The organism is Nonomuraea sp. NPDC059023 (genome assembly GCF_042740095.1).
Lineage (GTDB): Bacteria > Actinomycetota > Actinomycetes > Streptosporangiales > Streptosporangiaceae > Nonomuraea.
In genome coordinates this window covers 91,506-105,584 of record NZ_JBHYIO010000022.1, presented here as the reverse complement: position 1 = coordinate 105,584, position 14,079 = coordinate 91,506, and the positions used below count along the sequence as shown (strand labels likewise).

11 protein-coding genes are annotated in these 14,079 nt (G+C 70.8%); 4 read left to right on the top strand and 7 right to left on the bottom strand.

Translation table 11 applies throughout. The features are described from left to right. Positions 1-24 precede the first annotated feature (24 nt). On the bottom strand, positions 25-2,586 hold the full coding sequence (locus tag ACFWYW_RS33040; protein ID WP_379623569.1) for a glycosyl hydrolase family 18 protein: 2,562 nt from the start codon (positions 2,584-2,586) through the stop codon (positions 25-27). 154 nt (positions 2,587-2,740) lie between these two features. Between ACFWYW_RS33040 and ACFWYW_RS33035 the strand changes: the two genes are divergently transcribed. Continuing rightward, complete coding sequence (locus ACFWYW_RS33035; RefSeq protein ID WP_379623567.1) at positions 2,741-4,474, top strand: CBM35 domain-containing protein; 1,734 nt, start codon at positions 2,741-2,743, stop codon at positions 4,472-4,474. A 226-nt stretch (positions 4,475-4,700) separates the two neighbouring features. Beyond that, a complete protein-coding gene (locus ACFWYW_RS33030; RefSeq protein WP_379623565.1) occupies positions 4,701-5,567 on the top strand; it encodes a lytic polysaccharide monooxygenase in 867 nt (288 codons plus the stop codon). 45 nt (positions 5,568-5,612) lie between these two features. Here ACFWYW_RS33030 and ACFWYW_RS33025 read toward each other — a convergent pair whose 3' ends face one another. Beyond that, complete coding sequence (locus ACFWYW_RS33025) at positions 5,613-8,336, bottom strand: DEAD/DEAH box helicase (protein ID WP_379623563.1); 2,724 nt, start codon at positions 8,334-8,336, stop codon at positions 5,613-5,615. Between the two features lie 69 nt (positions 8,337-8,405). On the opposite strand from ACFWYW_RS33025, the gene ACFWYW_RS33020 reads away from it, so the two are divergent. After that, positions 8,406-9,344 carry a BtrH N-terminal domain-containing protein gene (locus ACFWYW_RS33020; protein ID WP_379623561.1) on the top strand — a complete coding sequence of 313 codons (939 nt, stop codon included), beginning with the start codon at positions 8,406-8,408 and terminating at the stop codon, positions 9,342-9,344. Positions 9,345-9,364: 20 nt separating this feature from the next. On the opposite strand, the gene ACFWYW_RS33015 is transcribed toward ACFWYW_RS33020, so the two are convergent. Then, positions 9,365-10,255 (bottom strand): diacylglycerol kinase, encoded by an 891-nt coding sequence (locus tag ACFWYW_RS33015; protein WP_379623559.1) that lies wholly within the window; start codon positions 10,253-10,255, stop codon positions 9,365-9,367. 106 nt (positions 10,256-10,361) lie between these two features. On the opposite strand from ACFWYW_RS33015, the gene ACFWYW_RS33010 reads away from it, so the two are divergent. Then, positions 10,362-11,564, top strand: coding sequence for a cytochrome P450 (locus tag ACFWYW_RS33010; RefSeq protein ID WP_379623557.1), 1,203 nt, complete (start codon positions 10,362-10,364; stop codon positions 11,562-11,564). A gap of 9 nt (positions 11,565-11,573) precedes the next feature. On the opposite strand, the gene tatC is transcribed toward ACFWYW_RS33010, so the two are convergent. The 4 genes from tatC to ACFWYW_RS32990 form a co-directional block, all read right to left on the bottom strand. Beyond that, positions 11,574-12,476: a twin-arginine translocase subunit TatC gene (gene tatC, locus ACFWYW_RS33005; protein WP_379623555.1), complete on the bottom strand. Its 903-nt coding sequence runs from the start codon at positions 12,474-12,476 to the stop codon at positions 11,574-11,576. A gap of 26 nt (positions 12,477-12,502) precedes the next feature. Next, complete coding sequence (gene tatA, locus ACFWYW_RS33000) at positions 12,503-12,826, bottom strand: Sec-independent protein translocase subunit TatA (protein ID WP_379623553.1); 324 nt, start codon at positions 12,824-12,826, stop codon at positions 12,503-12,505. Positions 12,827-12,894: 68 nt separating this feature from the next. Then, positions 12,895-13,083 carry a hypothetical protein gene (locus ACFWYW_RS32995; RefSeq protein WP_379623551.1) on the bottom strand — a complete coding sequence of 63 codons (189 nt, stop codon included), beginning with the start codon at positions 13,081-13,083 and terminating at the stop codon, positions 12,895-12,897. After that, positions 13,080-14,045 carry a helix-turn-helix transcriptional regulator gene (locus ACFWYW_RS32990; protein ID WP_379623549.1) on the bottom strand — a complete coding sequence of 322 codons (966 nt, stop codon included), beginning with the start codon at positions 14,043-14,045 and terminating at the stop codon, positions 13,080-13,082. The genes ACFWYW_RS32995 and ACFWYW_RS32990 overlap by 4 nt, the downstream gene beginning before the upstream one ends. Positions 14,046-14,079: the final 34 nt, after the last annotated feature.

The following is a 14,079-nucleotide window of genomic DNA, read 5'->3' as shown; positions in this document are numbered from 1 at the left end:
AGAAGGGGTCGCCCCGGAGCGGGCTTACCGGAGGCCGGCGTCGAGGGCGGTGGTCAGGGTGCCGGTGTCACCGGACATCTCCCAGATCATCGCGCCCAGCAGGCCCTTGCTCTTGATCCATGCGGTCTTCTTGCCGATCGACCAGGTGTCGTCGAAGCTCCACCACTGGCCGCCTGGACCGGTGTAGCAGTAGGTGGCGACGGCGGCCTCGTCGTGCTTGACCGCGCACCCGGGCACGCCGGCGATGAGGTTGCTGTAGCCGCGGGTGCCGGCCTCCTCGGCGAACTGGCCGGGGGCGGCGCCGTTGGCCGACTGCCACTCGCCGGCCTTGCCGCCCTCGGCGACCTCCTTCCAGCCCCGGCCGTAGTAGGCCAGGCCGATGGTCAGCTTGCGCGGGTTGACTCCGGCGTTGAGGTAGACGTTGACCGCCTTCTCCACGCTGAAATCGGGGTTGTAGGGGCTGTCGGCGTCCAGGTAGAGGTTGCCCTGGTGGCCGGTGCGGAAGGGCTCCCACGAGTTGTCGCTGCCGGCGCCGTGGAAGTCGTAGCCCTGGATGTTGAAGATGTCGAGGTTGGGGGCGATGTTGGGCAGGTCCCAGCCGGCCGCGATCTTGGCCGGGTCGGCGGGGGTGAACGCGGTCAGCTGGTAGCGCTTGCCCGTGGTGGTGGTCAGGGCGTCGAGCTGGCGGCGGAACTCGGCGATGAGCAGCGTGTTGTTGGCCTTGTCGTTGGGGCTGACGTGGTTGCCGGCGTGTCCTTCGGCGCCGGGCCACTCCCAGTCGAGGTCGATGCCGTCGAAGACGCCCGCGGCCGCGCCGGGGCCGCCGGCGGCGTTGACCACCGGCAGGTTGCCCTTGATGTAGATGTCGATACAGGAGGAGACGAACTTCTTGCGGGCGGCGTCGGTGGCGGCCACGTCGGAGAAGTACTTGGAGTAGGTCCAGCCGCCGAGCGAGATGAGCACCTTCAGGTGCGGGTGCTTGGCCTTGAGCTTCTTGATCTGGTTGAAGTTGCCGCGCAGCTTCTCCCAGCCGGTGTCGGCCACGCCGTCCACGGACTGGCCGGCGCTGAAGGGCCGGCCGTAGTCGGCCTCGGCGTCGCCGGCGCCGTCGCCCTGGCTGGGGTCCTGCGGGTTGGGCGTGGTGCCCTTGGTGACACCCTGCAGGCAGGTCAGGTTGACCGGGTCGATGTTGGCGAAGGCGTAGTTGATGTGGGTGAGCTTGGCGGCGGCGCCGGTGGTGTCCAGGTTGCGGACGAAATACTGGCGGCCGTAGATGCCCCACTGCACGAAGTAGCCGACGCGGGCGTAACCGGTCTCGACGATGTCGAGCGTGGTCACGGCGACGGGGGCGGTGGCGGCCGAGAGGTTGTCGTACAGGTCCCGGGCGCGCACGGTGAAGTTGTAGGCGGTGGACGGCGACAGCCCGGTGACCGTCGTGGTGGTGCCGGTGACGGTGGCGGCCAGCGTCGAGCCGGCGTAGACGTCGTAGTTGGCCACGCCGGTGTTGTCGGTGGCGGCGTTCCAGGCGAGCGTCACGCTGGCGGAGGTACGCGCGGTGCTGCGCAGGTTGCCGGGCACCGTCGGCGCCTGGGTGTCGTCGGCGGGGTTGTTGGTCGTGACCGTGACCGGGGCGCTGGCCGCCGAGAGCGTGCCCTTGCGGTCCTTGGCCTTGACGGTGAAGGTGTAGGACGTGTTCGGGGTCAGGCCGGAGACGGTGGCCTCGGTGCCGGTGACGCTGGTGGCCAGGGCGCTGCCGTTGTAGACCTCGTACCCGGTGATCGGCAGGCTGCCGGGGGTGGCCGCGTCCCAGGCGAGGGAGACGGTCTTGGTGGTCTTCACCGGCGAGCGCGGGTTGCCGGGCGCGCCGGGCGGGGCGTCGGCGGAGCCGTCGCAGTTGACGTCGTTGACGCGGCAGCTCGTGGGCTCGGCGTTGGCGCTGCTGACCGTGAACGCCGGGCTGTAGGGCTCGGTCGTACGGCCGGCCGCGATGGTGGTGTTGTAGTGGGCGGGCGAGAGCGTCACCGTGCGCCCGCTCTGGCTGATGGAGGCGTGCTGGGCGTTGCTCGCGGTGACGCCGGCGGGCAGGTCGAAGACGACGCTCCAGCCGTTGAGCGCGGCGGTGCCGTTGTTGGCCACGACGATCTTGGCGGAGGTGCCGTTGACGTCATAGGTGGCGGTGACGGGCGCGGGGGCGGGTGGCTCGGGTCCGGTTCCGTCGCAGTTCGCGCCGTTGACCTTGCAACTGGTCGGCTGTACGGCGGAGCTGAGCGTGACCTTGGGGCTGAACGGCTCGGTACTCTTGCCCGGCTGGAGATTGTCGATGTAGTAGGCCGGGGTGAGCGTCACCTTGGTGCCGTTCTGGCGGATGGTGGCGTTCTGGGGATTGCTCGCGGTGACGCCCGAGGGTAACTCGAACACGATCGACCAGCCCGTGACGGCGCTCGTGCCGGGGTTGCTGACCACGAACGTGCCGGTCGTCCCCGACAGGCTGAACGCGGCCAGCAGCCGGCCGGCGGCGTTGGCGGGCAGGGTCGACAGAGCGAGAACCACGAGGACGGCGATCAGGGGGGTGAGTGATCGGCGCACGTGCCAGGCCTTTCTTTAAAGAAAGTTTCCTAAGAATTACGCGGATCGTAAGCCCGCTGGGACGGCCATGCAAGGGAATGACTGGCAATCCTCACCAGAACGGATCAGCATGGTCGTTAGGAACCTTTCCTAATAAATTCGGAAGGAGCATGGCATGGGCCGCTTATCGGTGCTTTCCTTATGCGTCCTGGTGCTGTCCCTGGTCGCGGTCCTGCCCGCCCAGGCCGCCACCACCCGCTACGAGGCCGAGAACGCCACCAGCGTCCAGGGCGTGGTCGAGGCCAACCACCCGGGCTTCTCCGGCACCGGATTCGTCAACAGTGACAACGTGGCGGGGCCGTACACGGAATGGACGGTGCGCGCGCCCGCGGCGGGAACCGCGACCCTCGCCCTGCGCTTCGCCAACGGCACGTCCACGGCCCGCACCTCCGACGTCGCCGTCAACGGCACGCTCGTCTCGTCCGGGCGCTCCTTCGGCCCGACCGGCGCGTGGAGCGCCTGGGCCACCTCCACCCTGACCGCGGCGCTGCGCGCGGGCGACAACACCGTCCGCGTCACCTCCACCGGCGCGGGCGGCAACCCCAACCTCGACTTCCTCGACGTGACCACCACCGGCGCGCCGGCCACCGAGTACCAGGCGGAGAGCGCCGTCCTGTCACAGGCGAGCGTGGCCACCAACCACGCCGGTTACACCGGCTCCGGCTTCGTCGACTACGTCAACGCGCCCGGCGGGTCCATCGAGTGGAGCGTCAACGTCGCCGAGGCCGGCGTGCACACGCTGACCGTCCGCTACGCCAACGGCACCACCGCCGCCCGGCCCATGGACCTCGCCGTCAACGGCGCCATCGTCGCGGCGGGCGTGTCCTTCCCCGGTACCGGCGCCTGGAGCACCTGGAGCGAGAAGCAGGTCGCGGTGACGCTGGCCGCGGGCCTCAGCACCGTCCGGGCGACCGGGACCACCGCCACCGGCGGCCCGAACGTCGACCGGATCACCGTCAGCGGCGCGAGCGGCCCCGACGGCCAGGCGCCCACCGCGCCCGCCGGCGCGCGCGTGACCGGCACCTCGGCCACCAGCATCTCGCTGGCCTGGACCGAGTCGAGCGACAACGTCGGCGTCACCGGCTACCGCGTCTACGAGGGCACCGTCGTCGTGGCCACCTCGCCGGCACCCGCCGCCACCGTCGGCGGCCTGGCCACCGGCTCCACCCACACCTACACCGTCACCGCGCTCGACGCCGCCGGCAACGAGTCGGCCGCCAGCGCGCCGGTGACCGGCCGTGCCGACACCGGGACCGGCGGGCCCACCGCCGATCAACTGCTGTCCAAGGTCACCACCTGCCCGCAGATCTCCAACGGCCGCTACAAGACCGACGCCGACGTCGCCACGGGCACCGTCCCGGTCTGCGCCAAGACCGGCGCGGTCCACTGGACGGGCGACATGGACATCGACTGCGACGGGGTGCGCACCGCGCAGTGCAACGAGGACACCGACTGCTGCTTCCAGCCCCAGACCTTCTGCCCGGCCAGCGGCGGCGGCTACCTCAACGCGGCGCGCCTGCCGTACATGGTGGTTCCGAGTCCCGGCGGCACCTGGGACTACCGCACCAGGGGCATCGGCTGCGGCACCGTGGTCGCGATCGTCTACAACGGCCAGGTGGAGTACACGGTGATGGGCGACACCGGCCCCGCGGCGATCATCGGCGAGGCCTCGTACGCGGCCGCGGCGAACCTGGGCATCAACCCCGATCCCAAGAACGGCGGCACCGACGGCCCGGTGACCTACATCGTCTTCACCGGAACCGGGACCAAGGTCCAGACCATCGACGACCACGACCAGGCGATCACACTGGGACGGCAGCTCGCCCAGCGGTTCGTGCAGGACAACTAGGGAAGAACCCGGCCCCCGCGGCTGCGCACGCACGGGGGCCGGGGGCCTGATGCTCGAATTTACAGGAAAGTTTCCTGCAAATTCGGGAGCGTAGGGTTTCGTCATTCATCCGTCAATCCCTTGCGTCAAACCGTCCCTTCGGCGATAGTTGAACTCTTAGGAAAGTTTCCTAAAAGATACATCGGCCGCTGCGCGCTCCTCACCCCCCGTTCTCCAGGAGAGACAGTTGCGAACCCGAAACAAGGTGGCCCTCGCGACCACCGCCAGCCTGCCCCTGGCCCTGCTGGCCTCCGTCCTCACCAGCACCCCGGCCCTTGCCCACGGCACCATGTCCAACCCGCCCAGCCGCGTCTACACCTGCAAGAACGAAGGCCCCGAGACGCCCAAGTCCGACGCCTGCAAGGCGGCCGTCGCCGCCGGCGGGACCCAGGCCTTCTACGACTGGAACGAGGTCTCCCTGCTGGAGGCCGGCGGGCGCCACCGTCAGATCATCCCGGACGGCAAGCTCTGCAGCGCGGGCCGTGACAAGTACCGGGGCCTGGACCTGCAGCGCGCCGACTGGCCCGCCACGCAGTTCAGCGCAGGGCCGCGCACCATCACCTACCACGCCTCCGCGCCGCACTCGAACAGCAACTTCGAGTTCTACATCACCCGCGAAGGCTGGAACCCGACGCAGCCGCTGCGCTGGTCGGACCTGGTGCACATCAAGACGTTCAACAACTTCAACCCCACGACGTTCACGAACTGGACGATCGACATCCCGCAGCGCACCGGGCGGCACATCCTGTACTCGATCTGGCAGCGGGTCGTAGGCAGCAACGAGGCCTTCTACACCTGCTCCGACGTGCAGTTCGGCGGCTCGAACCCGACGCCGACGCCGACCCCCACGCCGACCCCGACACCGACACCGACCCCGACGCCCACACCGACCCCCACTCCCACGCAGCCTGGCGGTACGTGGGCCTCGGGCACCGCCTACCGCCCCGGCGACCGGGTCACCTACAACGGCGTCACCTACCAGTGCCTGCAGTCGCACACCGCGCTGCCCGGCTGGGAGCCGCCGAACGTCGCCGCCCTCTGGCAGCGCGTCTAGACCGCGCCCGGGCGCGCTCCCGAGCGGAGCGCGCCCTTGACGGGCTCAGGTCAGTGACGAGTAGGCCACCACGCCGCGGCGCATCGCGTCCATCGCCTTGCCCGCGGTCGCCTTGACCTTGCTGTCCTTCGGCGCCGCCGCGCCGAGCTGGCTGAGCAGGTCCATGAGCTGCTTGACCCACCGGACGAAGTCGCCCGCGGCCAGCTCGCCGCCGTTGACGCCGTCGGCCAGCACGGCGTCCAGGCTGTGCCCCTTGGTCCAGCGGAAGGCCGCCCACGCGAAGCCCAGGTCGGGCTCGCGGATCGTCTGCAGGGCGTGGTCGTTCTCGATCGCCTCCAGCTCGCCCCACAGCCGCACCATCTTGGTCAGCGCGTCCTGGGCGCGTCCCGCCGGGATCTTGGGACGGCGGGCGTCGTCGGCCTGGCGCGACTCGAAGACCAGCGCGGACACGCACGCCGCCAGCTCGGCCGGGTCGAGCTCCTCCCACAACCCCTGGCGCAGGCACTCGGCGGTCAGCAGGTCGAGCTCGGTGTAGAGGCGGCCCAGGCGGCGGCCCTCCTCGGTGACGCTCTCGTCCTCCAGGTAACCGAGCTGCTCCAGCACCGCGCAGATGCGGTCGAAGGTGCGCGAGATGACGTGCGAGCGCCCCTCGACCCTGCGGCGCAGGCCCTCGGTCTCGCGCAGCAGCTTGTAGTAGCGCTCGGCCCAGCGCGCGTGGTCCTCACGCTCGTCGCACCCGTGGCACGGATGCCGGCGGATACGGCGCCGCAGCTCGTTGATCTCCTCGTCCTCCACCGCGTGGTCGCGGGCGCGCTGCGGCTTGCCCAGATCGCGGTCGCCGATCTTGGCCAGCAGCGTGGAGACGAGGTTGGCACGCTCCTTGGGCGCGCGCGGGTTGAAGTTCTTGGGGATGCGCAGCTTCTCGATCGGCTCGACCGGCACCGGGAAGTCGGCCGGGTCGAGCTTCTTGACCTGCTTGCCGATCGTCAGCACCAGCGGACTCGGGCCGTGGCCGCGCGGGTTGCGCCCCGGGTCGAGCACGATCGCCAGCCCCGCCCGGCGCCCGCCGGGCACCCGGATGACGTCACCGGGCTGCAGGGCCTCCAGCGACTTGACCGCCGCCGCCCGCCGCGCCGCGCCGCGCTCCTTGGACAGCTCCGCCTCGCGGTCGGACAACCGGCGGCGCAGCGCCGCGTACTCGGGGAAGTCGCCCAGGTGGCAGGTCATGGCCTCCTGGTAGCCGTCGAGCGCCTCCTCCTGCTTGCGCAGCTGCTTGGCCAGCCCGACCACGGCCCGGTCGGCCTGGAACTGGGCGAAGGAGGCCTCCAGCAGCGTCTTGGTGCGCTCCCTGCCGAACTGGCCGACGAGGTTGACGGCCATGTTGTAGGAGGGCTGGAAGCTGGAGCGCAGCGGGTACGTGCGGGTGCCGGCCAGGCCCGCCACGGCCAGCGGGTCCATGCCGGGCTGCCACAGCACGACGGCGTGGCCCTCGACGTCGATGCCGCGCCGCCCGGCCCGGCCGGTCAGCTGCGTGTACTCGCCGGGTGTGAGGTCGGCGTGGGTCTCGCCGTTCCACTTGTCGAGCTTCTCGATGACCACGCTGCGGGCGGGCATGTTGATGCCCAGCGCCAGCGTCTCGGTGGCGAAGACCGCCTTGACCAGGCCGCGCGTGAACAGCTCCTCGACGACCTCCTTGAAGGCCGGCAGCATGCCCGCGTGGTGGGCGGCCAGGCCGCGCTCCAGGCAGTCGCGCCACTCCAGGTAGCCGAGGACGGCGAGGTCCTCGTCGGGCAGGTGGGCGGTGCGCTCGTCGACGATCTGGCGGATCTCGTGCTGCTCGCGCTCGGTCGTCAGCCGGATCCCGGCGTACAGGCACTGCATGACCGCGGCGTCGCAGCCGGCGCGGGAGAAGATGAAGCTGATCGAGGGCAGCAGACCCTCGCCGTCGAGCTTCTCGATGACCTGGGCGCGGTCCGGCGGCCGCGAGCGCTGGGGACGGCCGTAGCCGCGCCGGCCCTTGCCCTGGGTGAGGCGCTCGGCGTCACGCGTGACCCGCATGAGCGTCGGGTTGATACGCGGGGTGAGCTCGTCGGTGATGAACAGGTCGTAGATCCTGTTGCCGATCATCATGTGCTGCCACAGCGGCACCGGGCGGTGCTCGTCGACGATCACTGTGGTGTCGCCGCGCACCTCCCCCATCCACTCGCCGAACTCCTCGGCGTTGGAGACCGTCGCCGACAGCGCCACCAGCCTGACCGACTCGGGCAGGTGGATGATGACCTCTTCCCACACCGCGCCGCGGAAGCGGTCGGCCAGGTAGTGCACCTCGTCCATGACGACGAAGCCGAGGCCGGACAGCGTGGAGGAGCCCGCGTACAGCATGTTGCGCAGGACCTCGGTGGTCATGACCACGATCGGGGCCTCGCCGTTGACGCTGTTGTCGCCGGTGAGCAGGCCCACCTTGGCGGTGCCGTACCTCTTGACCAGGTCGTTGTACTTCTGGTTGGACAGCGCCTTGATCGGGGTGGTGTAGAAGCACTTCATGCCCATTTCCAGGGCGATGTGCACGGCGAACTCGCCGACGACCGTCTTGCCCGATCCGGTGGGGGCGGCCACCAGGACCCCGTCGCCGGCCTCCAGCGCCCGGCACGCGTCGAGCTGGAACTCGTCGAGCTCGAAGTCGTACAGTCCACGGAACGACCTGAGGGCCGTGCCGTCGTCCCCGAATTTCTCGCGGAAGGCCGCGTAGCGCTCCGCTGGCGTCGTCATACCGATCAGCCTACCGAAACCGCCTTTCCGGTCAGGCCAGGTAGCCGGGCGGCCGGGGTGGACTCTCCCATGGGCGGAGAGCCCATGCTGGTCCTCATGATGCTCCACGACATTTCCCCGTACGGCACCGCCCACTGCGAGACCAGCGCGCTGGGCGTGCTCCTGCGCCACCAGGGCGCGGACCTGTCCGAGCCCATGCTCTTCGGCCTGGGCTCCGGGCTCGGCTTCATCTACTGGCAGGGCTTCGTCGGCGGGCGGATCAAGCCCATGGAGCTGACCGGGAACCTGGCCAGGCGGCTCGGCCTCGACCTGGTGGTACGCGAGAGCGCCTCGGCCCGGAAGGGGTGGGAGAACGTGCGGGCGGCGCTGGAGTCCGGGCTGCCGGTGGGCCTGCAGCTCGACAGCTACCACCTGGAGTACTTCACCACCAAGGTGCGCTTCGGCGGCCACGTGGTGGCCATGTACGGCTACGACGGCGAACGCGCGTACCTGGTGGACACCGATCAGCAGGGCGGCGCGGTGACCACCAGCCTGGAGAGCCTGGCGGCGGCGCGGGCAGAGCGGGGGCCGATGACCGCCCGCCACCTGTCCTTCACCCTCACCGGCCGGCCCGGCGCCCTCGCCGCCGTGATCGGCCCGGCCATCCGCGCCAACGCGGCCGACTTCCTGTCCGCGCCCATCGCCAACTTCGGCCACCGCGGGATCGCCAAGACGGCCGACCTGGTGGAGGGGTTGCCGCCGGAGACCGGCATGCTGATGGAGCGCGCGGGCACCGGGGGCGCGTTGTTCCGCAACCTGTACCGGGACTTCCTGGCCGAGTGCCTGACGATCGCCGAGGACCCGGCGCTGCGGCGGGCGCACACGATGTACGCCGGGATCGCGCCGATGTGGAGCGCGGTGGCGGAACTGCTGACCGGCGGCAAGGCGCGGGACGCGGCGGCGATCCTGCGGGAGCTGTCGGAGCGGGAGCGGGCCGCCATGGAGACGCTCGCCACCGTGGCGATCTGACGACGCCTTTACAAAGTAGATCAGGTGAGGACGTGCAGGGCGCCGGGCTCGATCCGGCAGGTGACCGGGGCCGGGCCGACGCGCTCGCCGTCGGCGTAGGCGACCACGTCCGGCGCCTCCAGCGTGACCGTGCGGACCCGGTGGATCGAGACCGCCGGATGCCGCACGTGCGTGCCCCGGTACACGCTGGGGAACACCCGCAGGAACTCCCCCTTCGACACCGCCCGCAGCACCATCACGTCCAGCAGCCCGTCGTCGGGCCGCGCGTCCGGGCAGACCCGCATGCCCGCGCCGTAGGAGCTGGTGTTGGCCACCGACACCAGCATCGCCTCCCGCTCGATCACCTCGCCGCCGTCCAGCGTCACCCGGAACGGGATCGGCCGGAACGTGCGCAGTTCCTCCACCAGCGCCACCAGGTACTTCGCCATGCCCGGCGGCCACGTCCGCCGGTTGGCCCGCTCGTTCACCCGGGAGTCGAACCCGCAGCACACCACTCCCGCGAACCACTCCCCCACGTCGTCGCCGGCATCGATCCAGGCGGCGTCGGCCCGCCGGGAACGCATGCGCAGCACCACGTCCGCAGCGGCCAGCGGGTCCTTGCGCGGCAGGCCGAAGGCGGCGGCGATATCGTTGCCCGTGCCCGCGGGGATGATGCCCAGCGGCACGCCGGTCCCCGCCACGGCCTGGACCGCCAGGTGCACCAGCCCGTCACCGCCGAAGGCGACCAGGGCGTCGGGGCGTTCGGCGGCGGCCGTACACGCTCGGGCGAGGGCGTCGGCGGCGTCATCGCCGACGATCACCGACACGTCGGCGCCCCCGTCACGCAGGCGGCGCACCACCGGCTCCAGCAGGCGCACGGTACGGCCGCCGCGCGCGGCCGGGTTCACGAGGAGGGCGAGTTGCACGGACACGCCCGGAACCTACCGGGGATTCGGGAAGGACACCAGATCAGCCTGCCCCCGGGCTTGAGGCTGCGCCCCGCCTGACCTGCGCGAAACGGCCAGAAGTCTCCGGGCCGTGTTCAACGACAGGCTGGAATACATGGCGAACACCCCTGATTTCCCGATGCCCCGCGACGCCCGCTGCCCCTTCGACCCGCCGCCGGGCCTGACGCTACACGGCCCGGTCGCCCGCGTACGCCTCTGGGACGGCGGCACGGCCTGGATGGTCACCCGGCACGCCGACGCCCGGGCGCTGCTGGCCGACCCGCGCGTCAGCGTCGACGTCGCCGAGCCCGGCTTCCCGCACACCAACGCCGTCAGCAAGGCCCGCGACGCCCGGATGAAGACCCTGATGCAGATGGACGCGCCCGAGCACGTCACCCACCGGCGGCTGCTGACCGCCGACTTCACGGTCAGGAGGATGGAGGCGCTGCGGCCCAGGATCCAGGAGATCGTGGACGGGCTCATCGACGCCCTGCTCGACGGCCCGAAGCCCGCCGACCTGTTCGAGGCGTTCGCGATGCCGGTGCCGTCGCTGGTGATCTGCGAGCTGCTGGGCGTGCCGTACGCCGAACGCGGCTTCTTCCAGCGTGTGGCCGGCGAGCTCGTCATGGACGAGGGCGACCCCGCACGGGCCCTGGCGGCCAGCGAGGAGCTCCACGCCTACCTGGAGCGGCTGGTGGACCACAGACGGGCCGAGCCGGGCGAGGACGTGCTCAGCAGGCTGGCCGTCGAAGGCGTGCTGAGCCGCGCCGAGATCGCGACGACGGGCCAGCTGCTGCTGGTGGCCGGGCACGACACGACCGCGAACATGATCGCCCTCGGCACCGCCGCGCTGCTGGCGAACCCCGCGCAGCTGGCCGCGGTCCGCGACGGCTCGGTCGCCCCGGCCGCCGCGGCCGAGGAACTGCTGCGCTACCTGTCGGTCACCCACACCGAGGCGCGCCGCGTCGCCCGCGAGGACATCGAGGTCGGCGGGCAGCTGATCCGCCGGGGCGAGGGGATCATCGTGGTGAAGAGCACCGCCAACCGGGACCCGTCGGCCTTTCCCACGCCGGACGCCCTCGACGTGGGCAGGGAGAGCCGCCACCACATCGCGTTCGGCTTCGGCCCGCACCAGTGCCTGGGGCAGCCGCTGGCCCGCGTGGAGCTGCAGGTCGTGTTCGGCACGTTGTTCCGCCGCGTGCCGACGCTGGCGCCGGCCGTACCGCTGGAGCGGCTCGAGTTCAAGGAGCAGGCGGTCTTCTACGGCGTGCGCGCGCTGCCGGTCACCTGGTGAAGGCCGTGATCACCGGGTGTCGGGGCCGGTCTCCATGTCGGTGTTGTCCGCCGTGACGTCCGCGGGGGTCTCCAGCGGCGAGGCCTCGTCGTCATCCAGGCCGGAGTAGTCCTCGGTCGCGGGCAGGCGCCGCTCGCGCAGGAACATCACGAACTCGGCCAGCGCGAACAGGATCAGCATCGGCACGGTCAGGGCGAGCATGGTGAAGACGTCGCCGCCCGGCGTGATGATCGCGCTGAAGACGAAGAGCAGGAAGACGATCAGGCGGCGGTGCTTGGCCAGCGTCGCCCGGGGCAGCACCCCGATGATGTTCAGGAAGACCATGAGCAGCGGCACCTCGAAGGAGACGCCGAACACCAGCAGCATGATCACCCAGTAGCTGAGGTACTCGTTCATCTCGATGAACGGCAGCGCGCTCTCGGGCATGAACGACAGCAGGAAGCCGAGGCCGGTGTCCATCACGAGGTAGGCGAAGGCGGCGCCCACGAGGAACAGCGGGACGGCGATCGCCAGGAATGTGACGGTGTACTTCTTCTCGTTGCGGTAGAGGGCCGGCGTCACGAACCGCCAGACCTGGTACAGCCACACCGGAGAGGCGGCCACGAGCCCGAAAAGCGCGGCGACCTGCAGGTTGACGAAGAAGGACTCGAAGACGCCGCGCACGGCGAACGTGCACTCGGGCCGCAGCTGCTGGGAGATCTTCAGCGAGCAGTACGGCTCGGCCATGAACTTCCAGATCGGATCGAAGAAGATCAACCCGACGATGGTGGTCACGGCCAGGGCGAGGACGGAGATGACGATGCGGTTGCGCAGCTCACGGAGGTGATCCATGAGCGGCATGCGGCCCTCGGAGTCCTGAGGTGCCTCCGAGCCCCCGGAGCTCTCGGAGCTCGTCCGTTTGAGCAGCGCCATGTGCGGTCCTCGTCCGTGTGGTTGGGTCAGGCCTGCTTGTCGGCTTGCGCGTTGGCACGCAGCCGGGCGGCCTCCTCCTCAAGGCGGCGGGCCTGCTCCTCCGGCGTCAGCGGAGGCACGGCCGGCGGGATCTGCTGCGGGCTGACGGGCGCGGCCGGCTGCTGCACGGTCTGCCCCTGTACCACCGTGGTCTTGGAGTCGTCGTCGTCTTCCTTGCGCAGGTCGCTGGTCTCAGCCTTGAAGATGCGCAGGGACCGGCCCACACCGCGGGCGAGGTCGGGGAGCTTCTTGCCGCCGAACAGCAGGAGAAGCACCACGATGATGACGATCCACTCAGGTCCGAAGGACATGGAAAACTTCCTTTAGTGCGAGCGAGAGGCTTTCTCAGCCACGATCGTACGCTGCTCGGGGCCCAGACTCATCCCTCCACGGCCTTGTTCATCCCGATTTGACCCCGCAGGCGTTCCTCGGCGGGCGAAATCCGGGCCTCGGCGCGCGTGAGTTCCCTGCTCAGCTCGCGTGCCGCGGACAGGACCCGCACCCCCGCGGCCACCAGGACGGCGATGCCCGCGACCCCGAGCCCGATCGCCACGAAGATCCACGTCATGACCGGTGAGCGTACAGGGCCAGGGCGCGCTCGGCCTCCTCGCGCACCCGCTCCGCCATCGCCCCGGGGGCGACCACGCGGCCGGTGTCACCCAGCCGCAGCGCCAGCTTGAGCACCCAGTCCTCGTCACGGGCGCGCAGCGCGATGCGCAGCCGGCCCTCGCCCAGCTCGGTCACGCCCTCGACCGGGTAGTACTCCGCCACCCACCGCCCGGCCGCGCTGACCTCCAGCTCGACCAGCTCGTCGGTCGGCGAGGGCCGGAAGACGCCCTGGGTGACGTCGATCGGCTCGGCGTCGGCGGGCGGGTCGGCGGGCACGTCCAGCACGTCGACGCCCACGACGCGGTCGAGCCGGAACAGCCGCATCGCCTCCGCGCGGTAGCACCAGCCCTCCATGTAGGTGCGGCCGTCCACGACCATGACCCGGGTGGGGTCGACCTCGCGCGGGGTCACCTCGTCGCGGCCCGGCACGTAGTAGCGCAGCGACAGGCGGCGCTTCCTGTTGAGCGCGTCGCGCACCCGGGGCAGCGCGTCCGGGGCGGCGTCGACGTCCACCGCGACCTGGCTGCTGACGGCGGCGGCGCCCTCGCCGGCGGCGCGCTCCAGCTTGGCCACCACGCGCGGCAGCGCGTCACCGGGCACCTCGGCGAACTCCGGCATCGCGCCGAGCATCCGCAGCGCCACCAGCAGGGCGCTGGCCTCGTCGATCCCCAGGCGCAGCGGCCTGGCGATGGTGTCGGCGTTGTCGATGACGATCTCGCCGCCGTCCCAGGAGACGTCGATGAGGTCGCCGGGGGTGTGGCCGGGCAGGCCGCACATCCACACCAGCTGCAGGTCGTCGATGAGCTGCTTCTCGCTGAGGCCGAACACCTCGGCCACCTCGCCGACCTGCGCACCCGGGTGCGACATCAGGTACGGCACGAGCGACAGCAACCTCGGCAGCCGATCCGCGCTTCCGCTCACGCCCAAGCCCCCTTCACCACGACCGACCGGACCA

What these genes read in the sequence shown, in the direction of transcription:
- tatC (WP_379623555.1), bottom strand. Translation starts at nt 12,476, where the DNA reads ATGGCGCTGCTCAAACGGACGAGCTCCGAGAGCTCCGGGGGCTCGGAG.
- tatA (WP_379623553.1), bottom strand. Translation starts at nt 12,826, where the DNA reads ATGTCCTTCGGACCTGAGTGGATCGTCATCATCGTGGTGCTTCTCCTG.
- ACFWYW_RS33020 (WP_379623561.1), top strand. Translation starts at nt 8,406, where the DNA reads ATGGGCGGAGAGCCCATGCTGGTCCTCATGATGCTCCACGACATTTCC.
- ACFWYW_RS33025 (WP_379623563.1), bottom strand. Translation starts at nt 8,336, where the DNA reads ATGACGACGCCAGCGGAGCGCTACGCGGCCTTCCGCGAGAAATTCGGG.
- ACFWYW_RS33035 (WP_379623567.1), top strand. Translation starts at nt 2,741, where the DNA reads ATGGGCCGCTTATCGGTGCTTTCCTTATGCGTCCTGGTGCTGTCCCTG.
- ACFWYW_RS32995 (WP_379623551.1), bottom strand. Translation starts at nt 13,083, where the DNA reads ATGACGTGGATCTTCGTGGCGATCGGGCTCGGGGTCGCGGGCATCGCC.